Origin of the sequence: Pseudomonas arsenicoxydans, from assembly GCF_006438915.1 — a bacterium.
GTDB lineage: Bacteria > Pseudomonadota > Gammaproteobacteria > Pseudomonadales > Pseudomonadaceae > Aquipseudomonas > Aquipseudomonas arsenicoxydans_A.
In genome coordinates this window covers 1-25874 of the sequence record NZ_RCZE01000004.1, presented here as the reverse complement: position 1 = coordinate 25874, position 25874 = coordinate 1, and the positions used below count along the sequence as shown (strand labels likewise).

The window sequence follows — 25874 nt, the reverse complement described above, 5'->3', positions numbered from 1 at the left end:
AAAGCGCGATAATAGGCATATTTATTGGTTTTGGCTAGCTCGGGCCAATAGCTCTGGGGAATTGTACTACCGTTGAAGTCGTCTCGCTCCGCATTACAAAATTTACACGCGGTTGTCGTTTTTGTTGATGGTCACGAAAAGCGCAGAGGGGGGCGTGAACATGGTGACCAGTTTAGTAGGGGGAGGGTTAGGCTATCGATAGGTTCGTAATTGACTCGTTTTGGATACAAATAGACCTGTTCGACTTTAGCGTCGTGTCTCATCATGACGAGCTGGTTCCTGAGGGAATAGGGAGCACAGCATCCGGGATCAGATAGGCACTTTGAATGTTACGAAAAATTGGATTATGACTAAAGACGCCAACTGAAGAGGGAAGCAAGCTTCCCCCTCAGTTGTTACCGGGCACTAGTGTGGGGCATTGTCGTCGCACATGATTAGCCGTGGCAGGCTAGGGTCGCAGCATCATGCCATTATGCGACAGCTACATGTGATGGGTCATCGCAAATAAATCCGGGGCATTACAGTTGTCGCACAAGTTAGGAATTATGCGACACAGTGGCGCCGTAAGAGAAAATATTAAAGCGGCTTATGAGCAACTATAAAAAACTGCTTGCCTAGTATTTTCCATGCCGCAGGTGCCTTTAAATACATTTTAACGAGCCATGGGTGAGAGGGTAATGCCCCTTGGGTTGTATATGGAAGAAAACGATCAATGCAAACATCTACATTAAACCCTCTTAGTTTCAAAGCTTCACTTAGCGACAAATGTGTTAGCCCTAAATGATGATCATAAAAGTCCCAATACTCGCCAGGTAAATATCTAAGATTGGGGCCGAGAATTATGTATTTACCTCCTGGCTTAAGAGCTAGCAGGACCTGATCTAAAAATTTGTCAAGTATATTTTTGTTTGGTAAGTGCTCAAGGAAATTTGAAGTAAAAACAATATCAGCATCTTCTTTTATAACAGATCCGATATCCGTTGCCATGCACTGGTGGAATTCAATATCTGATCCCAAGAACATTTTTGCGTCAGGATTTAAGTCGACAGCGATTTTTCTCTTTGCCGCTATGTTATTCAGGAATTCCCCGTATCCACAAGCTACATCAACCACTGTGTCTGACGGTTTTATAAATTGCTGGATAAAGTCATTACAAATAACCTTCCAAATAGCATTCTTCCGTGGCAGTTCCTCCTCGGCAAAGCGTATTTTATAAAGACTCGATAGGTCACGACTTTCCATAATTTGTATCCTTAAATGCAAATAATTTGTAAATCAGAAAAGTTGCAAACATTGGAATTGCTACCGCGATTCCATGTGCAATGGTTTCCGTGTGTACCGAAAATCCGAGATGCTTCAATAGATCGTTTATTTTAATTGAGGCAATCCAAACAACTGGAAAAAATGAAATATTTATAATGACAAAATCACGCGCCTGCTTGTGCTTGGGTTTATCTGATTTATGAAATACAAAAAAGCTATTAAGTGTAAAGGCAACTAGCATTCCAATAAAATATGCACCCGCGACCGCCCATGCGAATGGTAGCCAATTACTCAGCGCAATTCTTGAAAGCCAATGGAGTAATGCGGCTAATCCACCCACGGCCAGAAATCCAATAAACTGTTTTGTAAAGAAAAACCGAATCATTTATTTATATCCCGTGCCATCTGTCGGCCGAAATCGATACTTTCAGAAATCCCTCGATCCTCAGGATAGTAGTAGGACGTATCAGCAACCCACAGCCCCTTGATTGGCAGGGACACAGGCGGAAGCCTGTTCAAGTAACCAGGATCACAGATAGGTTGCGCATAGCGGTAACGACTGGCACGTAGCTCAATGAAATCCTCGTCGCGTAGATCCGGATTAATCTTCTTCAGGTAACGTTGTACCTTGTCGAGGAATGCCTGGTCCGGTTCGGCAAACTTAGGATGCTCACCAGGCATGTAGAACGGTACATAGACAATGTGTTCGTTCATTGGGCGCAGGTTGGTGTATTCGACCAGTCCCGGGATATCCATTTCGGGGTCGTTGGTATTGAGCCAGAAGTTCTCGGTCAGAGGCTTGCGCAGCTTGGCGATCACGCAGACTACCGCGACGTTCTTGAGGGCTGCAAAGCGCGCGAGAATGTCCTGCGGCAGGTCCGGCATCAGGGCGGGCACGTAGGGCAGCGGCACGGTGCTGATGACCTTGTCGAAGCGCTGGATTTCTCCCCCGCAGACCACACCCTGAACCTTGCCGTGTTCGATGATCACGCGATTGACCGGTGACTTCAGGCAAATGATGCCGCCGTGTTTTTCGATGTCGGCCTTCAGTGCCTGCAACAGGGTGTCAGAACCTCCCTCCAGGTAGCCGAGTTTTTCGCGGAACAGGCTATAGCGCGAGCGGCCTATGCGGCGAATGCGGCTCCAGATCCAGGCTGCCGAGAGGTTATCGGTGTAATGGTAGAACTTGTAGTCGAACAGGCGCTTCCATAGCACTTCCCAAGCCTCGGCCCCGACCCAGCGCTTGATCCAGCCCGTGGCTTCGACGTTGTCCAGGGGCTTCCAGTCATTTCTCTTGGTGGACAGGAATGCGTGCAGGCCATAACGGAACTTGGCTGTCAGGCTCAGGCCCTTGAACTTGAGCAGAGCAATGGGGTTGCCCCAAGGCTGCAAGCGGTTCTGATACCAATAGCCCATTTTGGTTTCGACCCAGCGCATTTTCGACGCCAAGCCCAACTCGTCCAGTACCTTCAGGAAGGCATGGTCAGAAATGCAGTGGAAGTGGTAGTAGCGCTCGATGGTGGTGCCCGAGAAATCGAACGCAGCGGTCATTCCACCCACACGGTCATCGGCCTCGAATACCACGGGTTTATGCCCGTCCCTGGCCAACTGGTAGGCCACTGCGAGGCCCATGGGGCCGGCGCCTAGCACGGCGACTCTTTGTCCCATCGTCAAAACTCCAGAACCACTTTGCCGTAAGTGGGGTCGTTGAATGTTTCGTTTATCGCCTTGGCAAACGGCGTGTAGGTCACGCCGAAGGTGCCGGGCCAGTCATTGACCTCGAATTCGTCCTTGGCGCTGAGTGCCGCCAGTTGCTGGGTGGTGAAGGGAGGGTTCTTGTCGAACAGGCTCCACGTCCAGATCAGGCTGTAGAAAAGGCCGTAGGGGATGCGCGCGATCAGGGCTTTGGCACCGGTGGCACGCTTGATTTCACGAATGATATCGATGTAGTCGACTTTTTCGTGCCCCGATACGTTATAGACACCGTCGCGCACACGGTTCTGTATGCAGCTGATGATGACATTGCAGAAATCGCCCACATACAACGGCTGGCGCATGTAGCGGCCATGACCAGGAATCGGGAAGACCGGAACCTTCTTCATGAAGCGCGACAGCCAGCCCAGGTGCTTGCGGTCAAACCAGCCGAACATGAGGGTCGGGCGCAGCACCGGGCAGGGGATGCCGCTTTCCAGCACCATCTTTTCCTGGGCTATTTTGCTTTTAGTGTAGAAGTCGTCGGCCACCGATTCGACCACCGAAGAGCTGATGTGCACCAGATAGTCGATGCTGTGCAGTTTGATCTGTTCAAGAATCAGGCGGGTGGCATCAACGTTGTTCTTGACGAATTCCTGATAGTCAATACCACCGATCTGTGCCTGCAGCATGACGACCACATTGGCACCCGCGAAGGCCTGTTGCCATTCGCCGGGCGCGGACAGGTCACCAAAAATAGTGGTCACATCAGGCTGCACGCGCTTGAGGATCGCCAGGTTTTCGCGGTGCTTGTCGATGACCACGATATTGCTGTAGCCCTTGGCCTTGAGACGCGCCACCAGATTCTGCCCGACCAGCCCGGCACCGCCGGGCAGGATGATACGTTCATTTGTATTAATAGAGGTCATTGCGGGTCAACCTGGATGTCTTTGTGAAATTGGCACAACTGCAGCTCCTTGCCTACCACGCGGGCCACGCCAACTGCATAGCTGCCCTTGAGGTCGCGGGTGTCGATAACGCGGCCGAAGCCGGCGTTGCCAAGGTCGGATTTTTTGAAGAAGTCGTTTACATCAGGGCGTGCGTACTGGGTCGCATTATAGTAGCGCACGTTCTGGTGGGCATCGGTGAGGATGATGTAGACCTGTGACGGCAGCTGGTTGCGGGCCACATCCACGACGGTCCAGCCCTTGGCTTCAATGGCGCCTACGAGCTTCTGCGTGGTCGGGTTCGCGAAGTCGAGGCTGCCAATGCATTGCGCTGTAACCTTCGGTAGGTCCAGGCCTACGTTTGTCTGTGGCAGGCTGACGTAGCAGCCTGATACTTCGGCGACCTTCCACTGACCGTCTTTGTGTTGCTGGTTAACCAATTGGCCAAGGCTGGGTTTCTCAACCGGCGGGCACGCGACTACCGCGCCGAGGGGCGCGCCACCCAGGAAAGTCTCGGGGGATTCGATGGTCTTGTCCAGATCCTTGAAGAAGTTGGCAATGGTGAATGACTTGTGTTTTGCGTAGTAGGCGATCGACGAACTCCAGTCGTTGCCGTACAGGGTAAACGCCTCGCCGTCCTTCATGTTGTGCTTCAGTGCGTCAGCCACCAGCAGGTCTCTGGAGTTGCTCAGGTCAATCTTCTGCCGCAGTTTTTCGCCATACCCTTGTGCGAAGGTGCTGTAGTTATTGGCCAGCAACGCTACGAACAGCCCCAATATCCACAGGCGAGACTGCGGCTGAGCGAGGCCTTGGGACAGCGCCACGGCCAGGGCAAAGATGATGAAAATGACGCTGGCCGACTGGTAGTAGGGATGGATCAGGTGAAGATTGGTGAAAATGAACAGGGGCAGCAGTGCCAGGACGCAACTCGTCAGCACCACCAGGCGAGTTCTGGTGTCGCGTGCCATCAACAGGGCGCAACAGATGATTGCGATGCCGAAGACGCCTGAAAGGTTGCCCTTGACGATGCGTGACCAGATGACCTCGCCATACAACAGCTTGGAAAAGCGTTGAGGCAAAGTACCCCAGTTCCATGTCGAGAGCGCGCTGGACGTCAGGGCGCTGCCGAATTCATTCTGGTTCTTGAGCACGTCAGTGTAGTGGGTCCAGGCAACCCCGAACACGATGGGCAGCGCGAACAGCAGAATGCCCAAGGTGATGTTGCGTGCACTGATGACCTTGAACAGGTCCCCGTTGCGCTGGATTTCGTGTACGAGGAACACCAGTGCCATCACCGCCAGCACCGGCAGGCCTGTGGTGGCTTTTTGCAGGATCGAAAGCGAAATCAGAGTGGTGAAATAAATCGCATCCCGGTGGCGACCTGTGGCCAGGAAATCGAGGAAATACTTAATCGCGGCAACGGCGAAGAACACCGCCACTGTCTCGATCATGAAGGTGCGACCCCAGAACAGGTAAAGAGGGCTGGAGAACAGCAGACCGGCGAAAATGTAGAAGGTGCGCGGGGCTAGCTTCAACGAATGGCAGATGGAGCGAGCCGGCAGCAGGCACAGCACCAAGAACCCGAAAGAAACGATCCTGCCGACTTTGTCCAGGTCGACGCTGGTGACCTTGCTGATCAGCGCCACCAGCGCCTGATAGAACGGGAATTCAAACGGGATTGACCAGGGGGCGCCGGAGACAGGTGTTTCGTAGGCGAACTTAACGCCCTCCTTGATGAACCAGAAGGAGGTCAGCGCTGTTTGGGTCTGGCGAAAGCCGAACAATTCGAGCAATGGCTGCCCCGAAAAACGAAACGCCAGATAGGTCGCATAAAGCACCGTCAATACGGCAATGCATTTGATACTGCGCTCGATCAGCAGCTCATTATCTGCCAACTTGAATAACTTCAAGGGTCTACCCCAGTCTGTGCAAAAATTTGAATATGAATTGCGGCACGTTCCTAATGATCAGAAGCGCGATACATAGTCATTGCCACCAATCTGCGCCTGTAGCATGACGACGACATCCCCTCCAGCCATGTGTCTTTGCCTGCCGTCAGACTCTGCCAGGTCAGGATACTCGACAGTAATTTCTGATTCTACCTGTCGAAGTACAGCCATGTTTGGGAGATGCTTGTCGAGTACGACGATATTAGTGTCGCCCTTGGTCTTGAGACGAACGACTAGATTTTGGCCAACCAAACATGCTCCGCCAGGTAAAATAATTGAATTATTCATCGATGGGGCTTACCGATAGTCGCTTTAATTTTAAACTGAGGGCATATCTCAATTTTGCCGGAAATTTTCATCGCCAGCCCTATAACATACTCGCCATGCAGGGACGATACATCAGCGATCGAAGTATACCCTGACATATTAAGTTCAGGGTTTTTATAGGCAACCCCAATATCCTCGCGCGATACTGCTCGAACCTTAAGAAATTTTTGTTTATGTTCGCTATCAGTAAACACAACATAGGTTTCTTCAGGAAGGATTCCTTTCCCATTATATGAAAGAAGCCAGCCATTAATGCGTATAAATCTCTTTATATCAATATGCTCTGGTATTGGTATGATACTGTTAATCATATCAATGCCACCGTTACACTGCTCTGACTGAGTAATATTATTTACTGATACGGAGCTTTCAAAATCGTCAAGATCATAGATCTTAGAAATGTCGCCAGAAAGTTCCGGTTTGATCTTGGTTAATGATATCGCATATTCATTTTCCCAAAACATACTACTGCCTTCTTTCGGGGAAATAGATATTGATTTAACAGTCTTCTCGTCTAAAAACTCTGGATCCGCATACAGCATACTGAAATCAAGAGTGTCTTCTATTAGGGGTGAAACTATAAAGCCTGACTTGGCCATGCCGGAAATGATACGATACTGTTTCTTTTCACCATTACCCAGCTTAACTGTTAATTGCAGTTGGCTTGGCTTGAATAAAATACTCGCCAATCGCCCAATGATTGTTGGGGTTATTTCAATTTTAGCAAATAGCGGCTGATCTGAAACTGGTAATTCAACAGTATCCCCAAAGTTGTACTTGCCGTTCATAACGCTAAATGATGATGCGCTAACGTCTTCGGTTTTTTTATTTTTCTCCAAAAACAAAAAGTCATTTTTAAGGTGCGTAGGCCGGTAATTCGTCATCAATATAGGCCAGCTTGCTCCGTCCTCGGTTGACGGCATCCTCAGATCTATTGGCTCAACTCTAAAAATAATATTAGCTGGAGAATCTTTTCCGGCAAGATATTGCTTGTTCAACTCTGCAAGAACTGAGTTATAAGCAGAGTAGCTCTGAAAAACAGGGCGTGGCGCCCAATTATTACCTGAGGCTATCAAGTAAGACTGATTAAATGAATATATATCAGACGTTCCTTTTAGCATTGGAAAATTTGCTTCTGTTCGCAACGATTCCACCGAATCATCAAAAGCACTACGCGGCCAATTTTCCAACGCAACCCTTCTTTCAAGCCCTCTCCATACTGACGAGAAATTCGAATATATATCATTTATTACGACGTTAGGCGATGACTGCACATAATGACTACAAATATAAAAGCTAGCTATCAATGAAGGAGCGATAAAAAAAATAGAGGAGCGTTTGTTGAATAAGAAGAGAGTCGATAGACCCGCAAGCAATATCGACAAGCCGGCCGCCAAGGCATGCCCATCGTGCCTTACGAAACCAGCCTTAAATGACAGGAACAAAAACACACAATACATACACACCAAAAAAATTTTGGATGGAATATAATTTTCCGATTTAATAAAAACAAAGAGCAGTAACATTAGTGAGGCTGCTATATATACGTATACCTCGGCTGTATTTCCATCTAAAGCCATCGCTTCTGTATAACCAGAAACAATCGGGGCCATATTTATAAGATAACTTGATAGTCCAGCAATAGGCTGACCAGAAACCAGCCAGAAAAAAAACATTGAGCACAAAGGAGATACTAGGCAAATCAGCGCTAGCGTACGGCGCTTTTTAAATAAAAAAAGAGCCGCGCATAAAAGAGATACTGCTACGCACGAAACTAAAAAGCTCCCCTTCATCAAAGGTAAAAAACCAAGTGACGAAAAAAATACCAAGGCTAAAAAATTCACCGAGCGTCTATCATTGGATAGATGGCTGCGCAATGAGCAAAACTTAAACGCAGATAACCCCACAAGAAGTGGTAAGAAAAACATCAAGGCATCACGCGAATACATCAAACCCGAAAACACGACACAAAAAGACAATAGTAAAAAAAGGCTATTTTTTTTTGCCAAAAAAACCAAACATGCCCAACAAATCAATGCCAAATATAAACCTCCACTGAGCATCATTAGATCAGTGGCTGGGTGATATGCATGCGTATAGACAGATGAGTATGGCCCAAACGTAAATACTATATCTGTCCCAATACCGAGAGATTGGGACACTGCTTGATTCATTCCGAAAGTCCATGACGGATCAAGGCTTTTAGCAGGCATTGTTGGAGATACTGGAACAAAAACAAATAACATTGCAGCCAGCAACCAAATCCTGACAAACCAACTTGCGAAGCAAAAAAAATACCTATTGTTGGTTTTTCTTATATTTGACGTATTCACAAAAAACTTCCAGAACTTTAAGATAAAAAAATTTAAATATTAATTCTTTTGAAAATCACACCAGGAATTGACTTAATGATAGTCATAATCAATGCCCAAAACCCCGGGGTGTAGAGGACGTCAACTTTATGCTCGATACCTTTGACGATGCGGTGGGCAACCTGCTCAGGCTTGGCCACCAGCGCAGCCGGTAACGGCAGCCCTTGAGTCATCGGTGTATCGACAAAGCCCGGCCTGATGTCGATGACGTGGACACCGACCTTGAACAGACGTGCTCGTAGACCTTCGCAAAAGGTGGAAACCGCAGCCTTGGCGGTACCGTATAAATAGTTGGACGGGCGACCACGATCACCAGCTACCGAGGAAATCACCGCGAGGGTGCCGCAATGCTGTCTTTCGAACTGGTTGGCCAACAGAGTCATCAGGGCAATTACCGACGTTCCATTGTTGGAAAACTCCTGCAGCGCCATGCCGACATCCTGCTCACAGGCTTTCTGGTCAGGCAAGGTGCCATGGGCGATCAGAGCAATATCGATTTGCTGCAAAGAGCCCAGGCAGCTCGCAAGCATCGCTGGGTGTGCGGCAAAATCAGTAGCTTCCATATTATGCAGAGTGACAGCCTTGGCGCCGCGAGCACGAAGATCGGCGGCGGTCTGCTCCAGCTTCTCGTTGTTACGGGCAACCAGGAAGAACTCATTTCCCTGCTCGGCCCACAAGCGCGCGCAAGCAGTGGCAATGGATGAGGTAGCCCCAATGATCAAAACCTTTTTCATGCAGTGACTCGTTTCCAGAAGCGGGACATTAGGGAAGGATCGCGCAGGGCTTCCAGTTGCTCCCAAGCCGGGTAGGCTTGGCGAAAGTCACTGCCGCTCATATGGGCATCTTTTGCTGGATACAGACGGCCACCGGCCTCATGCACAATGGCATCCAGGCGGAGGAACAGCGCAGCCAAGTCTGCCGTGTGAGGGAAATCCAGGGCTAGCGAGGTGCCCGGCAGGGGGAAAGACAATAAGCCTGGCGAAATGATGTTACCACAGCGTTTGAGCACCGCGAGGAACGAGCCTTGGCCGGAATCGGCAATGGCGGCCAGCAGCTCACGCATGGCCACCTCGGCCACCGCATCAGGTATAACGCACTGGTACTGCTGGAAGCCCTTGCGCCCATAGATGCGGTTCCAATGCAGGATGCGATCCAATGGGTAGAAGAACGGCTCGTAGCTACTCCACTTGCGAGCGCGAGTGGCTGGATGCATCCGCCAATAGGCCTCATTGAAGGCGCGCAGGGACAGGTTGTTGATCAAGGAAACCGGTGGAGTCAGGGGGACATGCAGTTTCTGACGTTCATCGACCTCCAGTGACCCATAGCAAGCATGATCACCAATAATGAAAACGCCGCGCCCGGTTTTAGCGCCTTTGGCCAGGCAATCGATCCAGGCCACGCTGTACTCATGCTGATGATCTAGTTCGGCAGATAGAGCAAAGAACCCGGCCAGATTGTCGAAGCGCACTACGGTGCTGTCGATCTGGCAGGAACGGATCGGCATCAACTGGATTTTCGCCCAGATGATGACGCCAGTCAGGCCCAGGCCACCGATGCTGGCAGCATACAGCTCGGTATTTTCAGTTGGGGAGCATGTCAGCAACTCTTGGCCATGACGCAACAAACCAAAGCTATGCACATGTTTGCCAAAGGTGCCGCGTAGGTGATGATTTTTGCCGTGCACATCGTTAGCAATCGCCCCGCCCAAGGTGGCGAACTGGGTACCAGGCGTGACCGAAAGAAACCAGCCCTGCGGGATGGCAATCGCCAGGATCTCGGCGAGGGTTACACCTGCCTCTGCTTGCACGGTTCCCTGCTGCCAATCAACCCGGATGAAGCGATCCATGGCTGGTATGTGCAACACCTGATCGCTCGCGGCCAGGCAGCTGTCTCCATAACTACGTCCGTTGCCATACGGCAGAGTGCTCCCATGCGTGGCGACCACTCCATCGCGCAGAGCCTCGACTTCGCTACGCCAGCTGCAAACGTGTGCAGTCTGCGGGGCATGGGGATAGCATCCCCAAGAGTACAGCGGACGGCTCATGTTGCCACCCAGAACACCAGTCCAAACAAAGCGCCAACCACGAGACTGCTGCGGTCGCGGATGGCGAACACTACAGGGTCATCATGCATTTGCCCGCGATGTGTGAGCATCCATACTCGTGTGATCCAGAACAAAAGCAGCGGGCAGGCTAGCCAGATCACTTGCGGGTGAGCATAAAGCCCGGTTGTAGCCTGATCATGGATGTACAGAGCCAATACCATTACCGCTAGATAACCGGAAGACGCGCCCAGCGAGGAAATCATTTCCAGGTCGGCGGGATAGTAGCCTCGCCCACGGGTTTTCCCGGTATCGCCCTTGCGTCTTGCTTCGCGCAGTTCTGCGTAGCGCTTAACGAGTGCGAGGCTCAGGAACATGAACGTCGAGAACGCCAGTATCCAGAATGTCAGTTCCAAATTGAATGCTGCCGCGCCAGCTATGATTCGCAGGGTATAAAGCGCAGCCAGGGCGATCACATCGATAGCCATCTGTCGTTTCAATGACAGCGAATAGGCGAGAGTTAATATGTAGTATGCAATGAGGGTTCCGGAAAACTCCCAAGGCAGAAGCCATGCAGCCCCTGAAAAAGCGCCAACCAATAATATGGGAAAGAGCTGTAGCCCGGATTTGATCGACAATCGTCCAGCGGCAAATGGACGATGCCGTTTGGAGTGATGATGCCGGTCATCGGCGAGATCCAGCAAGTCATTAAGTAGATAGACGCTAGAGGCACATAGCCCAAAAAACAGAAAGGCTAATACTCCCTGCCATAGGAGCATGGGGTTGGTCAGTTGATGCGCCGCCATTAGAGGTACGAAAATCAGCGCATTCTTCATCCACTGGTGCAGCCGCAACGCCTTCAACCAGTCCTTCAGCCTGGAAGGATTGGAGTAAATCACCTGTTCGACATTGCCCTGTGCCCGAGCGTCACGCTCAACACCGGATTCCGGATTGACCACATAAGCCTTCCGGGCAGCCGCCCAAACTGGGACGTCGTCATGAGAGTTACCCACGTAATCAAAGCCCCGCTCACCAAAGTGCTCGACCAACAGATCGCGTTTACGATGGGCCGACAGGTTTCGCTCGCTATCAGAAGCTAGCACCTGGTCAAACAATTGGAGATGTTCAGCAATACGCTCGGCCAGGCTGTAATGGCTGGCTGTCGCCAGCACTACCGTCCGACCGTTACGCCGCTCGACTTCAATCAGTTCAATGACCGCAGGATCGAAAGGCAGGACACTGACATCAATATGGGTGGCATGGGCGAGGCCTTCCTTTAAAGCCACCTTTCCTTTGGTCAACCAAATAAAGGGTTGGAATAGGCTCAATGGCTTATTTCGAACAAAAGCCATACCTGTTTCCAGCAGCAGATCGGAGCGCAGCAGGGTGCCGTCGAGATCGACAATGAGCGGAGGAGCGGGCGGTGCAATATCGACAATCACAAGAATTCTTCCCTGACCATGGGGTGCTAACACAGGAAAACAACGGGAGACCTTAGCAAAGGTGACTAAAAGGGGGGGGGGGTGGAGCAACGGAACAGAAAGTGCACTTCAGCTCAGTCGCTGCTCCCAACCCCCTGCAACGTCTGGATAGTTTCGAAAAACGACCGTTTTATGAAACCGTTTCCGCTATCACCAGGAAAGGTCACCAACACCCGAAAATCAGTGCCATAAAACGCGTATCTCGAATCAAAGTTCGTTAATTCTGCTGTCGCTGACGAGTAAAACAAACGTTGATTCGTCTTACGTTGGTCTTCAGTTCCATTGCTCACCAGTCCCCTAAAAGGCCTGCAGGCTTTCATTTGCCGGCGAAAATACCACGAATAGCACATTATTTCATGGAGAATTGATTGGCGGGACATGCTGTGTTCACAGGGTCATAGCGCATCTCATACTTCATTTGCGCAACCTGATTGGATGCCCCGCAAAGAGTGAGGCGCGTCAATAACCGTCGAGAATCATCGATTGCCCCTCTGTCCCCTAGGGAAACTCCGAACAACTTTAATTGAATGCGTCACCAGTAGAAATGACAAACCCTACAGCTTTTTTCAGCGCAAAGAATAGCTAAAAATGCCGGATCACCGAGCCTTGCGTCACGATTTGCCTTGTTTCGGGCGCACCTCACCCATGCCCAGCGACCATCCGCTTCCTTGGAAAACCATCCGCGCAAAGTCAACGGATCCATGTTCGGTTCATTGGGGAGGGAAGAGTGGGCGGTGCTCACTGTAACAAGCTGGCGAGAGATTTTGCTGCGAGGGGCTCGTTGGCTCCTACACAGCGGTGTCTAAGCGGCTACTTTCATACTGAGGCTACATTTATCTTTACTTGATAAAGTGGATTCTTTATGAGTTCGCCGGCTTGTTTGCTTAATGACGGTTGCAGACGCGAACGAAAATATTAGTGGCCAAAATAAGCTCGGGTAACTGTTTCGGGGTCTGAGTCCATTTTTATTTTACCGTGCTCCAGCCAAATGACCCGATTGCATGTATGCAGTACCAGGTCGCGGGAGTGGCTGGCTATCACCAAAATGCTGGTGGCTTCGACCAGTTCGTTCATCCGAGCTTCTGCTTTGTGCTTGAAGCCTTCGTCCCCTACCGACAGCCATTCGTCCATGATCAATATTTCAGGTCTGATGGTCGTCGATACCGCAAAGGCCAAGCGCAAGTGCATACCGGAAGAGTATGTGCGTACCGGCATGTCAATGAAGTCACCCAGTTCTGAAAACTCAATAATCTCTTCGAGTTTTTCTGCAATATCACTTTTTGTCATCCCAAGCAGGATGCCGCGCATGAAGATGTTTTCCCTGCCGGATGCCTCCGGGTCTATCCCTAATGAAATATCAATGAGGGAAGCGACTTCGCCGCTGATACTGGCGGTGCCAGCGGAGGGGGCGTATACACCGCTCAGCAGTCTGAGTAATGTACTTTTGCCCGCTCCGTTATGACCGAGCAATCCAACGCGGTCTCCGTCATTGAGGGAAAAAGTCAGGTCTTCCAGTGCCCTGACGATCACTCGGCCTTGCTCGTTGGAACTGATTTTGCCGCCTGTAGCGACTTGAATCAGTCGCTTTTTCAGGGACCGAGCACTTGCGTTATAGATTGGGAAATCAACGCATGCGTTATTAAATTCAATACAAGCCATAATAGTTTTCTTCTTAGAGCCAATAAGCAATGCGACGTTTATAGAGGCCATAGATGATGATCGCTATGCACCAGCCAAACAGAGCCATGCCCCCGGCCACGCACCAGCTAACAGTGCTCACATCCTGTCCGAGCAATGGGGCCCTGACGATTTGTAAGAGATGATAGATGGGGTTCAAATCCAGCAAATAGGTGCCGGCTCGTCCAGGTAGCAGGCTTGGAAGCCACATGATTGGCGTCAAATAAAAGGCTATTTGCAAGACGCTCGCAATGATCTGCGGGAGGTCGCGATATCGAGCGCATAAAAGGCTCAATATCAAGCTAATCCATGCCAGATTGAGAACAAGCAGTGCAAAGCCCGGGATACTCCACAGTGCTTCCAGCCCCAATGGTTTTTGAACAGCCAGCAGCACAAGCGGGAAAATGACGATGTTGTGCGCGAGGATCAAAGTATTGCGCCATATTGTGCGTAAAATATGCACGAATAGTGGGATGGGGAGTTGTTTGATAATGCTTTCTGCGGCGATGAGGCTGGAGCAGCCCTCTAACACGCAGGTAGAAATAAAACTCCACAAAATCATACCTGCTGCAAGAAATGGCAGGAATTCTTTCATGGGGGAGTTAAATATTTGGCCAAATACGAGGCCAATAGTACCAATCATAACGCCCATGCTGATGGTTAGCCAAAACGGTCCGACAGCCGAGCGCCTATACCGTTGACGTACATCCTGCCATCCGAGCATGCCTACCAGAGAATAGCGCTTTACAGCCGTCGCTATATCTGCCATGGCGGCGGTAATTGAGTTGTTTAGCATTCGAAACACCGGGTTGTCAAAACAGTCAGTGATTGTAATCTTGTAGGAGGGGGGAGTGTCACTTTTTCCATCCCATCTGGTTTCCAGCTTTTTACGATCGCGGAATGTACTCCACGTAGAGTGCCTCCCCCCTGTTGCACGGAGGGGGCGTAAAGTCTGCAGCTATTTCGTATGGCGCGCGCTCGCTATAATGCCAAGCTTCAGCTATTCGCTCAAAAAAGAAGTGCTTGTGTCGAGCGAGTCGGGTGTGCTAGACCTCGTAAGTTAAATCATCTGTAAGGTGATTCGCGCTTTTTCTATCATCCCACGCTGAGAGGTGAACTCCCAAGAAATTTCCCTCACTCCAGAAACGCGTTTTGGGTTAAGTCACGGCGTCTGATCGTCAGCGCTCCAATAAATAGCCTGTTCGCAAGCGGGCGGAGCGATTAGCTCATGGTTGCCGACGAGCAGTTTCGCGGCAGCAACGTTTCGGGTTTTTAGGCGAGTTTCGTGTCCGTGCGTTGTCTGTCCGGCAGGCCGGTCAGAGGGGGCGAATTATAGCGGCGCTTTCAGCTAAATGCTCCGTCCTGGAGCCATGCCATGTTCAAGTATTGGGCGATCTCGCCGTCATTGAGGTTACAATGCTGATCGACGACCGCGTAAAAGGAGGGGGCTGCGTGCTCGATAGCTTGAATGGATAAAGTACGGATAATTTTGCTGGGTTTGCCTCGTAGGCAAAAAAGACTGCTACAGGTCGCCACCGATGTGGTTTTGGTGTGGGTTGCTTTGTGGCTGGCCTTTATTGTCCGCCTCGGTATTGACGACGTATACAATCCGCTAAAGGTCCATTTCTGGCTCTTCGTCAGTGCCTCGACTATCGCCATTCCCCTTTTCGTACGCTTTGGCATGTACCGCGCTGTCATGCGCTACTTCGGTAATGATGCACTGATTGCCATCGTCAAGGCAGTCAGTCTGTCCTCGCTGATTCTCGCTGTGGTGGTCTACTGGTACAGCAATCACGACGTCGTGGTGCCGCGCTCTATCATCTTCAATTATTGGTGGCTAAGCCTGGTAATCATTGGCGGTTTGCGCCTGTGCATGCGTCAGTATTTCATGGGGGATTGGTTCACCGCTGCGCAGCATGTACCGTTTGTCAATCGAGACGATGGTTTGACCAAGGTCGCCATTTATGGAGCTGGCGTCGCGGGCAACCAGTTGGTTGCAGCGTTGCGCATGGGGCGCGTGATGCGTCCTGTGGCGTTTGTCGATGACGATTCCTCTATCGCGGATCGCTCGATTGCTGGGTTGCAGGTCTTTAAGCCCAAGCATATTCAGCAGATGATCGACGTGACGGGTGCTCAGGAAATCCTTCTGGCGTTGCCGTCTTCGACTCGTGCGCGGCGTAGGGAGATTCTCAATTTTCTGGAGGACTTCCCGCTCCATGTGCGCAGTGTTCCGAATTTCACTGACCTGGCCAGTGGTCGGGTCAAGGTGGACGACATTCAGGAAGTCGACATTGCTGACCTGTTGGGGCGGGATTCCGTGCCGGCCCAGCCTGATTTGTTGACTCGATGCGTCAAGGGCAAGACGGTTTTGGTAACGGGGGCGGGCGGTTCGATCGGTTCCGAACTCTGTCGTCAGATTTTCTCCCTGGGGCCAACCACGCTATTGTTGTTCGATCATAGTGAATTCAATCTCTACAGCATTATGTCCGAGCTCGAGCATCGTATTGCTCGTGAGTCGTTGCCTGTCCGGTTGTTGCCGATACTGGGGTCTATTCGTCACCCCCACAAACTTCTGGATGTAATGAAGACCTGGAGTGTGGACACGGTTTATCACGCGGCGGCCTATAAGCACGTGCCGATGGTTGAGCACAACATTGCCGAAGGTGTGCTGAACAATGTGATCGGGACACTCAATACCGCTCAGGCTGCATTAGAGGCGGGTGTTGCAAACTTTGTGCTGATCTCGACCGATAAGGCCGTACGCCCGACCAATGTCATGGGCAGCACCAAGCGGTTGGCCGAATTGACCTTGCAGGCCCTCAGTCGTGAGTTGGCGCCGGTGTTATTCGGGGGCAAGTCCAATGTGTCCCGGGTCAACAAGACCCGTTTCACCATGGTGCGGTTCGGTAATGTGTTGGGATCATCGGGATCGGTTATTCCGCTTTTCCACAGCCAGATCAAGTCGGGTGGGCCTTTGACGGTTACCCATCCGAAGATTACCCGTTACTTTATGACTATTCCCGAGGCGGCACAGCTGGTAATACAGGCCGGCTCCATGGGGCAGGGCGGTGATGTGTTTGTGCTGGACATGGGCGAGCCGGTCAAGATAGTCGAGCTGGCAGAGAAGATGATTCACCTGTCTGGCCTGAGCATTCGCTCGGAGAAAAACCCGCACGGCGATATTGCCATTGAGTTCACTGGACTGCGTCCCGGGGAAAAACTTTACGAAGAGTTGCTGATCGGCGATAACGTGTCGGCTACCCGGCATCCGATGATCATGAGCGCCAAGGAAGATCATTTGCCTTGGGAAGCGCTTAAAGGCAAGTTGATGGAGTTGCTGTCTGCCGTTGAGAGGGATGATTATTCGCGGGTTCGCCAACTTCTGCGTGACACTGTCAGTGGCTACGCCCCGGATGGTGAAATCGTCGACTTGATTTACCAGCAGCGTCGCCTCGAACCCTGATTGTTACACACCCTGTAACGGACACACTTTTGACAGAATTTCCCCATGGTTTAGGTTTGGGAGGCAGCTTCGGAAAAGCTGCACTTCCTTATCAATGTCATGGAGCGTCACTTATGGGTACAGGCTACTTCTACTCTCTGTTTGTTGCCCTGATGACCAGTGCCTCTGTTGTCGCGCCTGTGATCAAGTTCGACACCGATACCGCCCGTTGATGCTGCAAGGCTGCACCCTCGGATCTGAATGGGGCGGGCGCGACGATCTGTACCGTAAGTTCTCCGGAGTCGGTGAGGCCAAGCCCAAGGCAATTGTTGCCTATCGCGAGAGTAATAGGTCAATTGCGTCGGTGGGTGAGTTGTTGGAGGCCAAGGGCACCGGCAAGGCGATTCTGGAAATGAATCGCGAAAAGCTCGCGGTGAACTGCACCGCTATAGCGCTGGTTCGGTGCTGTCTCTCACTTGCCATGCAGGCTTTTGAGGCAGAGACACGACAGATGAATGCACTACGCCCTTTACTGCATCCTGCGCCGATCACGACACACCTTACCTAGCGCAATCCAAAAAACTGGTTGCTGACTATTACCAGCCCACCTTGCTTCGCTAGTTTGACAGCTGGCCACGAAATAACGGAAACCTTTCCATAATCCTGGTTCAGTTCTTTGAAGGCGGTGAGTTGGTCGTACATTTTTCCCGCGACAGTTTCGATCTGGCCGTCATCCAATTACCTGGCTCCAAAGATGCACCTGAGGTCATCAGGCGGCGAACACGAATCGCTCGCCTAGGTCTGATCACTCGTCGCTGAGATTCAGGGGGAGTCGATCGTGATGATGTACGCGAACTGTTCGCCAGTGTATGGAGTGCGATGCTGATCAGATACAGTTTCAGGTCCAGTCGTCAGTGCCTATGATCTGGAAGCGCGATGCCTTGTCATGATCGTCACTCGCGTGCTGAGGTAGGCTTTGTTTGGGGCGTAGGGGTGATCGCGTTCGACTGTTAGGCTTTCCACTCGCTTGGTCAGAGGCGCACCCGACTGTCGATCTTTCGCAGTTTTTTTGCCGTAGGTGTGTTTGAGAAACTCCGAACAAGTCCACAGATGTGCTTGAATACGCCATGACTACCTGACCCTACCTGACCTGACCTGAGCCCTGCATGAACCAGATGAGCTGTTCCGACTTCGAATACGCCAGCAAGCGCAAGCAGCCCCGGCGTGAACACTTTCTGGCTGAAATGGCGGGAGTGGTGCTCTGGAGCGGATTAGTGGTGCTGATTGAACCGTGTTGTCCCAAAGGTGGGTGATGGTCGTAAGTTGTATCCTCAAGAGATCGTACTGCCTATTCAATTGCTGCAAAACTGGTTTTTCTTGAAGTGATCCGACTATGGAAGGTGTGTTCCATGAAATTGCCTTGCTACGCCAGTTCACTCGTTTCACGCTGGGCCATCCGATTCTTGGTGACTCCACCGTTTTATTTCGGGCCGCTAATTAAAATGTTATTCGGGTTTGAAGTGGCGGGGCTGCAAAGCCCTGAAGATCATAAATTGATTAGAATGGCCTCGGCCGAACAGCGGTCCGCCGTTGATTTCTCTGGCGTTATGAATCTACAATCATGCGTTTTTTTTGGTGGTCGCGGGCTATGGTCGACCTATCAGCCGAATAAGTTTTATCGCGTCATGGATGCTTTGATGTTTAGATTCTCTCCAGCATTAACTAGGGATTTTTCTGGGTGTTGTTAGCTCATGTGTCAGTTTCCTATTATTAAAGTGCTGTAGATGGTTTGTTGTTATATAAAAAATTATGTGATAAAGGGCGGATGTGTTATGTTTGGCGTTATTTCTAAAGGTCAAGTGGAGTTGATGAGGTATAGCTCATGCTACTCTGAAAAGTATAAGATTTTTTATGTGTGCACGCCGAAAGCAGGCTCCACTTCATTAAAATGGTGGTTTGCTAAGCTTGAAGGTTATGTGCCTGCCATAAATAAAGACCTAAAGAGTCTAGAGAGTACGCCAGAGTTAACCATCCATGACACCTTTCATTTGGTTGCTCCATCAGTTACTGGTCTTCCCGAGTCCCGGTTGGGTGAGCTAGTTAACACTGATGGAGTTTTTTGTTTTGCGGTGGTTCGTAATCCTTACGAGCGTATATTTTCTGCTTGGCAAGCAAATATTTTACTTCGTGAGCCATTGCAAATAGAGCGGTATGTAAAGCATGAGTTTTATAGTCATAAAATAGCGAGCACCGTTGATATCGCGAATGCTTTTGAAAGTTTTCTTGAGTATTTGTTGGCGGTTGAGGCACCGAGTTTTTCTGATTCGGATTGGACACCACAAGTAGCCTTGCTGCGGCCTGACTTAATAAAGTACGATATTGTTTCGCAGTTGGAAGATACTTTGCGCCTGGAAGCAGAGCTTGAAGGTATTATAGGTGATGGGTTTGTTGCCCCGTTTGTGACAAATCGGGCTAACCAAAGTCTAATTCCTTATTCCGAAAGCTTTATTACTCCAAGGTCTGCGGAGTTGATAAAGCTTTTGTATGCTGAAGATTTTGCTGCTTTCAACTACCCTTTGGACGTACCTGAGGGTAAAGCCGAATTGAGTCAAGATGCACTCGATGTGGCGCTGAAAGGGATAAGTATGATTAAAGGTCGGCACGCCAGGATCTCTGACTTTCTCCTACAGATAAAAGATGCTCAGGCCGTACAATCCAGACTTAGTGAGCTTTCTGATGGACTTGAGGGGCGGCTGAAGGGGCTAGAAGTGAAAGTTTCTACTGTACTTAATGAACGGGAGAAGTTAAAACGTGAATTGGTCAAGCAGCGAGATGAAAATCTTGCCTTGAGGCAACAGAATCGTTTATTGAATGAGCGAAGTCTGGAAGCTCATCATCAGTTCGAAGTATTACTGAATAGTAAGCATCAGCTAACTATAGTTCTGGCCGAGTGTCTTAAAATTATATTTTCTTCCCGGCCTTGGAAAGCTATGCGAGCGGCGCGCAAGCTCTTGGGGGCAGTTGAGCACCCATTTGCACGTGTGCTTTCAAAGCATTTTAGCTTTGAGTACAATAAATATTTACATGCTAACTCAGATGTGGCTGCTATCGGGGTTTCTCCAGAAGAGCACTTCCTTGTGAATGGAGCCATTGAAGGGCGTCTGCTTTCTATTGAAATCGAAGACGAGGTCATCTTTGATGCTGATTTATATCTATCTCTTTACCCTGATGTAAAAAGCTCCGGAGTAGATCCTGAGAAGCATTACCGATCTACAGGTAGAAGGGAAGGGCGCATGGGAGCCATGCCGACTCTTGAAGTTCGGGGTGCGACCGAGTCTATTGATCCATTACGCAAAACGTTTTTGGTTGTCAGTCACGAAGCCTCCAGGACAGGCGCACCTATATTAAGTCTCAATATAATTATAAACCTGTCTAAGAAGTACAACGTTATCGCCCTTCTTCTTGGTGGGGGGGATTTAGAGGATGCATTTTTAGCTTCAGGTGCTGCTGTAATTGGGCCCATCGCGGGGATAAAAAGTAACTCGGTCATTACCAAAGCGGTTGTAAAACAGATACTTGAGCGGTTCAATATAGATTGCGCAATAGCGAATAGCATCGAAGCCAGATACGTGCTGCCTGCTCTTGCAGAGCGATTTGTGCCTTGCATAAGTTTAGTGCATGAATTCGCAGCTAATACTCGACCTCGCAATGCATTTCGAGAAGCGCTTTTTTGGTCAGGTGAGCTGATATTTTCAACAGACATTACATTGAAAAGTGCTCAGGCGGAGTACGCGGAGCTAAACAAAGGGCATTCGCATATTCTTCCCCAAGGTCGCTGCCTTTTACCTCCTGAGAACCTTAGTTCTTCCGAAATTGAGAGGGAGCAACAACGCATCGTAAATGCAATGCGACCTAATGGCAGTGCTGAGGGGCTGGTCGTAATCCTTGGAGCCGGTTATGTGCAGCTGAGAAAGGGAGTAGACCTTTTCATTGAATGTGCTGCAAGGGTGGTCAATGCACCAGGTGGTGAAAACTGTCGTTTTGTCTGGGTTGGACAAGGCTACAATCCGGATCACGACATAGGCTACTCTGTCTATTTGGCAGATCAGATAGCAAGAGCGAATCTCGAGAAAAATGTATTCTTCATTTCCGAAACCTCCGCAATTGATACGGTTTATGAAAACTCCGATATTTTCTTGCTGACGTCGCGACTGGATCCATTGCCCAATGTCGCCATTGATGCACTCAGCCACGGCATACCGATTGTGTGTTTTGATAAAACTACGGGTATAGCTGACTTTTTATCTTCGTGCGGTCTTGCTGCAGAATGTGTTGCGCCGTATCTGGATACTGTATCAATGGCAGAAAAAGTCCTTTCGTTAGCGAACTCTCAAAAATTGAGAGCTGACGTCGGTAGGCAGAGTGGTTCTAAATCTCAAGATTATTTCGATATGAATAAATATATTGAAAGTCTGGAGCGGATTGCACATGTTGTAGAGGCGAGAACGAAGCAGGAACATGCAGATTTTTTGATTGTGAAAGACTCTGATTTGACCGATTTTGAGTTTCTCAGAGATTCTCATCGGGTGAACTTTAGTAATATCGATTTGCTCTATATGTATATGCGTTCTTGGGTGCGTGGAATAGGTAGAAAAAAGCCTTTTCCAGGCTTTCATCCGGGTATCTACCTTGAACAGAATAATATCGACCATCTTGAGATTGATGCGTACGCTCATTTTCTTCAGGCAGGCAAACCTCAGGGATCATGGCTGCGTCCAGTGTTGACGCCAAAAACAATAGTTGGCGAGGTGTTGGATGACACAAAGATAGCGCTTCATATTCACGTCTATTATCCGGATTTACTCCCGGAAATTTTGCAAAGACTGAAGGCAAACAAGGTAAGGCCAGATCTATTTATCAGTGCTCCGTCGTTAGAAGCTAAGCTTGAAATCCTGGCTCTACTAAAGGCTAGTAACGTAGAGGCTGTCTGTGTTGAAGTTGTTCCAAATAGAGGCAGAGACATCGGTCCCTTGCTGACTGCTTTCGGTTCAGAGCTTGTACAAAACTATCAAATTGTTGGGCATATTCACACGAAGAAAACTGTTGATGTAAAAGACTTGGAGGTTGGTAGAAAATGGTTCAACTTCCTCTTGGATAATTTACTGGGCGGAGCAGTTGGAAATATGGCTGACGTCATCGTTGGTCAAATGTCCTTGAATCCGAAAATTGGATTGATTTTTCCAGATGATTCGAATGTTGTGGGTTGGGATGCAAACGAAAAACCTGCTCAAGAATTGGCTTTACGTTTGTCACTTGACCCGTTGCCTAAAAATATTAATTTTCCGGTGGGAACAATGTTCTGGGCTCGCTCAGAAGTATTGGCGCCGCTGGTTAAATTGTGTTTCAAGTGGGAAGAGTATCCGACAGAACCTCTTCCCTATGATGGCTCGCTGTTGCATGCACTAGAACGTATCATTCCCCTGGTCTGTGAAAACGAAGGCTTTGAATATGCAGTAACAAATGTTAGTGGTAGCACACGCTAAATCGCTAAATTGGCTTTTTGCCTAGCAGGTAAAAAGCCAATTATTTTAAATGCGTTATGTGGGTCGTATTTTTTATTTTATTGTGTGTTCTGATTTTGTTGTTGTGTATTAAGAAGGTAACCGACTGGTTCCGTACTCGCGGCACAGCTCTGGCACTGGGTCTCCAACCTCCGCTTGCTTGAGGATGACAATGATCAGTTTGTCCGAAAACGCGATGTCTTGACGCAAAAATGCCTTGATCCAATTAGGAGAAAAATCGTAAGCGCTACATAAATCCCGCCCACTTCAAGTTGAGCAGAGCGCTCAGCTAGGTGATGCCGGCGAGCAGCTCCACTGCGCCAGGGCTTCGTAATCCTCAACCGAAGACGCCATTGGCAGGTACTCAAGTGCTTGGCGCAGCCATACATGGGGCTCTTAGCCATTGGCTTTGGCGGTCTCGACCAAGCTGTAAAGTTGTGCACTGTCTACCGCGCCTTTGGGCGTGTCGCTGAACAACCAGTTCTTACCTTCCGATAACGACGGGCCAAATGGCACGTTCGGCGGCATTGTTGTCGATCGGCAAATAGCCAGTGATCTGCGTAGTCGTGACAATGCCGCGCTGATCCATAGCCGTATTCTGGACAGGAACAAAAACGCCGGTAGCTGGGCCGCCGTTCGGCAGGATCCGTATCAATTGCGCAGCGGTAATTGGCATATTTTTCTCCGGTTATTCAAAAATCGTATCATTCGTTTATAATTGCTTTTCTCCTAACAAAAGAATTGAGAGCGCAGTGACCTCAACTTATGAAAAAACAAAAGACCGCATAGTGTTTTTAGACTGCATGCGGATATTTGCGTTTATTAGCGTATTAGTCGGGCATAAGTTTTACGACCAGCTAGAATTTGCATCTCAGAACCAAAAACTGCACATAACAATCAGGTACCTCGCCGAGGTGTTACTGCCGCTTTGTCTTGGGGGCGCGGCAGGCGTTATAGTTTTCTTCCTGACCTCTGGCTACATAATCACTCATGTCTTGCAGAAAGAGATAACAACTGAATTCATAGTCAAGCGTGTATTCAGAATCTACCCTCTTTACATATTCGCGGTCATTACGGAGGCGTTGCTCGCAAGAATTATCGATGGCGTCGAGCTTCCAAGTATATCTATATTGATTCCGAGACTCCTATTGATTGGGGATTTCTTCGGAACACCGCTTGCGTTGGCGGGCGTGGAGTGGACACTAAGGGTTGAAATTTGCTTTTATGCCTATATGGCACTGATGCGTTATTTTTCTATCTTGCAAAAACCAACCATTGCCGTTTCTGTTTTTTTAATAACCGCTATGATTATGTTTTTTGCACCTCAATTTCCATCAGCCCCTGGATTTTCCCGTGGTTACTTAAGCACGTACGGGGTATTCCTTTTTATTGGAGCATGCTTTTATATATACGAAAATAACACAAAGGCAAGAAATCTATGCGTCTTTGCAATCCTGTCGATGCTTGCATTATTTTTCTTCACGATTTCGAAAAGCCATCAAACATGGATGAATAGTAACTATGGGATTTTTGCTATGGCAATTTTTGTGGCTGGGTGGGTTTTAAGAGGACGGATGCAATACGGGCCAATTATTGGGGTTGCATCAAACCTCACGTATGCAGTTTATCTGTTCCATAACTGGATGTGGGGCTATATACAAATAGTCGTTTCAAAGGCTGAAATAGCGTTCGTGCCGCTGAGCATGCAGATCTTTGTGGTTCTTTTGGTCATGTGTTACTTGGTGCACATCAGCATCGAGAGGTACGGGCTTGAGATTGGCAAGAGAACGCTAGGGCTCATCCGAACCAAAAAAACCTATGACTTTAAGCCGTCGCAGGCGCCACAGACGAATCGGTGAGATCTACACCGTCAACCGGCTGGGTCGGCCACGTCAAAATGGCTGCCCACATGACCTGGCTTGTTACCCGACCAAGACCAATCGAGTAGTTCTTCCGTAACTGCTCTGAACCCCATATTCAGAGCCGCAATTTGATGCTGGAAGCTGTGCTCTCGATATCTTTCTGGACCCAGCGCCTCGTGAGGCGACCCGACGCTAAAGTCGAAAAAATGTATCTTTACCCCAAGCCTGTCGACTTCCGAAAATCAATCGTTGGCCTTGCGTGGCGCAGCCACGCATAGGGCTCTTGGCCGTTGGCTTTGGCGGTCTCGACCAAGCTGTAAAGTTGTGCACTGGCCACCGTGCCATTGGGCGTGTCGGTGACAACCAGTTCTTTCTTCTGATAACGAAGGGCTTGATGGCACGTTTGGCGGCATTGTTGTCGATCGGAAAATAGCCTTCCTCGATGCACCGTTCAAGTTTGTTCCAGTTAGTGGCCAGGTAGCCGATGGCCTTGCCAAAGGCGTTCTCAGATTTGACCTGTGGTTATGTCTTGTCCATCCAGCTTTTCAATTAAGCCAACACCGGTAGGCTTCGCTCAGGCCGACCGGTTTTACGAGCTTCATCGTTCGCTTCCTTCAGGTCGCGCACGACGCCATAAAGCTTGTTGATCAGGTTCAGCGCGACGTCGGCACGTCCTGTCTTGCTTTTTGGCTGCGTTTTTTGCGCTTCAACGAACTAACGTCGTGCGTGGGCCCGGCAGGACAATCGCCTCGTCGCTGACATCGGGCGATGTTTTGAATCGCTCAGACTCAAGGCGTTCTAGCCAAAGACAGAAGCCGTTGCGCTCCCAATATAGAATCTTCACGCGGTTACGTGGCTTGTTCAGAAAGACGAAAAGCTTGGGGCGAATACTGCGACTTTAATGTTCAGTTCGACCAGTTCGCCCAGTGTGGCAAGGCCGTCGATGGATTTTAGCAAGTCGACGTAAGCGCTCCATAAACCCCACCGACTTCAAGATGGGTAACGCGCTTAGCTAGGCGATGCCGGCGAGCAGTTCCACGGCAACAGCGCTTCGTAATCTTCAACCGAGGTCGCCAGTGGCAGCCGTTCTAATGCGTGGCGCAGCCACGCATAGGGCTCTTGGTCGTTGGCTTTGGCAGTCTCGACCAGGCTGTAAAGTTGAGCACTGGCCGTCGCGCCTTTGGGTGTGTCGCTAAACAACCAGTTCTTTCTTCCGATGACGAAGGGCCTGATCGCACGTTCGGCAGCGTTGTTGTCGAT

General features: G+C 49.7%; 16 protein-coding genes and 6 pseudogenes. 6 read left to right on the top strand and 16 right to left on the bottom strand.

What is annotated here, in order from left to right:
• Positions 1-576: 576 nt before the first annotated feature.
• The 12 genes from EAH78_RS09095 to EAH78_RS09040 all read right to left on the bottom strand — a co-directional run bounded on the left by EAH78_RS09095 (position 577) and on the right by EAH78_RS09040 (position 14545).
• Positions 577-1242: a class I SAM-dependent methyltransferase gene (locus tag EAH78_RS09095; RefSeq protein WP_140667258.1), complete on the bottom strand. Its 666-nt coding sequence runs from the start codon at positions 1240-1242 to the stop codon at positions 577-579.
• A complete protein-coding gene (locus tag EAH78_RS09090; RefSeq protein WP_140667257.1) occupies positions 1229-1648 on the bottom strand; it encodes a GtrA family protein in 420 nt (139 codons plus the stop codon). Before EAH78_RS09090 ends, EAH78_RS09095 begins: the two co-directional genes overlap by 14 nt.
• Positions 1645-2931, bottom strand: a complete 1287-nt coding sequence (locus tag EAH78_RS09085; protein WP_140667256.1) for an NAD(P)/FAD-dependent oxidoreductase — start codon at positions 2929-2931, stop codon at positions 1645-1647. The genes EAH78_RS09090 and EAH78_RS09085 overlap by 4 nt, the downstream gene beginning before the upstream one ends.
• A 2-nt stretch (positions 2932-2933) precedes the next feature.
• Entirely contained in the window at positions 2934-3884 is a 951-nt protein-coding gene (locus EAH78_RS09080) for an NAD-dependent epimerase/dehydratase family protein (protein WP_140667255.1), read from the bottom strand.
• Positions 3881-5812 carry an ArnT family glycosyltransferase gene (locus EAH78_RS09075; RefSeq protein WP_140667254.1) on the bottom strand — a complete coding sequence of 644 codons (1932 nt, stop codon included), beginning with the start codon at positions 5810-5812 and terminating at the stop codon, positions 3881-3883. Before EAH78_RS09075 ends, EAH78_RS09080 begins: the two co-directional genes overlap by 4 nt.
• A 57-nt stretch (positions 5813-5869) precedes the next feature.
• Positions 5870-6139: a hypothetical protein gene (locus tag EAH78_RS09070; RefSeq protein WP_193560074.1), complete on the bottom strand. Its 270-nt coding sequence runs from the start codon at positions 6137-6139 to the stop codon at positions 5870-5872.
• Positions 6136-8511, bottom strand: coding sequence for a hypothetical protein (locus EAH78_RS09065; protein WP_140667253.1), 2376 nt, complete (start codon positions 8509-8511; stop codon positions 6136-6138). Before EAH78_RS09065 ends, EAH78_RS09070 begins: the two co-directional genes overlap by 4 nt.
• A 32-nt stretch (positions 8512-8543) precedes the next feature.
• Positions 8544-9284 carry an SDR family oxidoreductase gene (locus EAH78_RS09060; protein WP_140667252.1) on the bottom strand — a complete coding sequence of 247 codons (741 nt, stop codon included), beginning with the start codon at positions 9282-9284 and terminating at the stop codon, positions 8544-8546.
• Positions 9281-10594, bottom strand: a complete 1314-nt coding sequence (locus EAH78_RS09055) for an FAD-binding oxidoreductase (RefSeq protein WP_140667251.1) — start codon at positions 10592-10594, stop codon at positions 9281-9283. The genes EAH78_RS09060 and EAH78_RS09055 overlap by 4 nt, the downstream gene beginning before the upstream one ends.
• A complete protein-coding gene (locus tag EAH78_RS09050) occupies positions 10591-12033 on the bottom strand; it encodes a UbiA family prenyltransferase (protein ID WP_240051865.1) in 1443 nt (480 codons plus the stop codon). Before EAH78_RS09050 ends, EAH78_RS09055 begins: the two co-directional genes overlap by 4 nt.
• 954 nt (positions 12034-12987) lie before the next feature.
• The gene (locus EAH78_RS09045) at positions 12988-13731 is read right to left on the bottom strand and encodes an ABC transporter ATP-binding protein (RefSeq protein ID WP_140667250.1); all 744 of its coding nucleotides are present in this window, start codon (positions 13729-13731) and stop codon (positions 12988-12990) included.
• A 13-nt stretch (positions 13732-13744) separates the two neighbouring features.
• Positions 13745-14545, bottom strand: coding sequence for an ABC transporter permease (locus EAH78_RS09040; protein WP_170219111.1), 801 nt, complete (start codon positions 14543-14545; stop codon positions 13745-13747).
• 672 nt (positions 14546-15217) lie between these two features.
• On the opposite strand from EAH78_RS09040, the gene EAH78_RS09035 reads away from it, so the two are divergent.
• From EAH78_RS09035 to EAH78_RS09020, 5 genes and pseudogenes are all read left to right on the top strand, one after another.
• The gene (locus EAH78_RS09035; protein WP_140667249.1) at positions 15218-17212 is read left to right on the top strand and encodes a polysaccharide biosynthesis protein; all 1995 of its coding nucleotides are present in this window, start codon (positions 15218-15220) and stop codon (positions 17210-17212) included.
• Positions 17213-17477: 265 nt separating this feature from the next.
• Positions 17478-17630 (top strand): annotated as a pseudogene (locus EAH78_RS09030) (helix-hairpin-helix domain-containing protein); the annotation flags it as partial.
• A 72-nt stretch (positions 17631-17702) separates the two neighbouring features.
• A pseudogene (locus EAH78_RS32990) lies at positions 17703-18010 on the top strand (class I SAM-dependent methyltransferase).
• A gap of 347 nt (positions 18011-18357) precedes the next feature.
• Positions 18358-18674, top strand: a pseudogene (locus EAH78_RS32650) (IS5/IS1182 family transposase); the annotation flags it as partial.
• 349 nt (positions 18675-19023) lie between these two features.
• A complete protein-coding gene (locus EAH78_RS09020) occupies positions 19024-22734 on the top strand; it encodes a rhamnan synthesis F family protein (protein WP_161599675.1) in 3711 nt (1236 codons plus the stop codon).
• 303 nt (positions 22735-23037) lie between these two features.
• Here EAH78_RS09020 and EAH78_RS09015 read toward each other — a convergent pair.
• Positions 23038-23302: pseudogene (locus EAH78_RS09015) on the bottom strand (transposase domain-containing protein); the annotation flags it as partial.
• Between the two features lie 202 nt (positions 23303-23504).
• Here EAH78_RS09015 and EAH78_RS09010 point away from each other — a divergent pair.
• Positions 23505-24611 carry an acyltransferase family protein gene (locus EAH78_RS09010; RefSeq protein WP_140667247.1) on the top strand — a complete coding sequence of 369 codons (1107 nt, stop codon included), beginning with the start codon at positions 23505-23507 and terminating at the stop codon, positions 24609-24611.
• A 217-nt stretch (positions 24612-24828) separates the two neighbouring features.
• Here the strand turns inward: EAH78_RS09010 and EAH78_RS32645 are convergent.
• The 3 genes and pseudogenes from EAH78_RS32645 to EAH78_RS08995 form a co-directional block, all read right to left on the bottom strand.
• Positions 24829-25361: pseudogene (locus EAH78_RS32645) on the bottom strand (IS66 family transposase); the annotation flags it as partial.
• Positions 25362-25413: 52 nt separating this feature from the next.
• Positions 25414-25458, bottom strand: a pseudogene (locus EAH78_RS33235) (IS66 family insertion sequence element accessory protein TnpB); the annotation flags it as partial.
• 164 nt (positions 25459-25622) lie between these two features.
• Positions 25623-25874 (bottom strand): transposase domain-containing protein (locus EAH78_RS08995; protein WP_140667246.1); only part of this gene is annotated, 252 nt, incomplete at its 5' end.

Excerpts from the sequence above, each read along its gene's own strand:
- EAH78_RS09055 (WP_140667251.1), bottom strand. The coding sequence starts at position 10,594 with ATGAGCCGTCCGCTGTACTCTTGGGGATGCTATCCCCATGCCCCGCAG.
- EAH78_RS09085 (WP_140667256.1), bottom strand. The coding sequence starts at position 2,931 with ATGGGACAAAGAGTCGCCGTGCTAGGCGCCGGCCCCATGGGCCTCGCA.
- EAH78_RS09060 (WP_140667252.1), bottom strand. The coding sequence starts at position 9,284 with ATGAAAAAGGTTTTGATCATTGGGGCTACCTCATCCATTGCCACTGCT.
- EAH78_RS09035 (WP_140667249.1), top strand. The coding sequence starts at position 15,218 with ATGGATAAAGTACGGATAATTTTGCTGGGTTTGCCTCGTAGGCAAAAA.
- EAH78_RS09045 (WP_140667250.1), bottom strand. The coding sequence starts at position 13,731 with ATGGCTTGTATTGAATTTAATAACGCATGCGTTGATTTCCCAATCTAT.
- EAH78_RS09080 (WP_140667255.1), bottom strand. The coding sequence starts at position 3,884 with ATGACCTCTATTAATACAAATGAACGTATCATCCTGCCCGGCGGTGCC.
- EAH78_RS09020 (WP_161599675.1), top strand. The coding sequence starts at position 19,024 with ATGTTTGGCGTTATTTCTAAAGGTCAAGTGGAGTTGATGAGGTATAGC.
- EAH78_RS09070 (WP_193560074.1), bottom strand. The coding sequence starts at position 6,139 with ATGAATAATTCAATTATTTTACCTGGCGGAGCATGTTTGGTTGGCCAA.
- EAH78_RS09095 (WP_140667258.1), bottom strand. The coding sequence starts at position 1,242 with ATGGAAAGTCGTGACCTATCGAGTCTTTATAAAATACGCTTTGCCGAG.
- EAH78_RS09090 (WP_140667257.1), bottom strand. The coding sequence starts at position 1,648 with ATGATTCGGTTTTTCTTTACAAAACAGTTTATTGGATTTCTGGCCGTG.
- EAH78_RS09040 (WP_170219111.1), bottom strand. The coding sequence starts at position 14,545 with ATGCTAAACAACTCAATTACCGCCGCCATGGCAGATATAGCGACGGCT.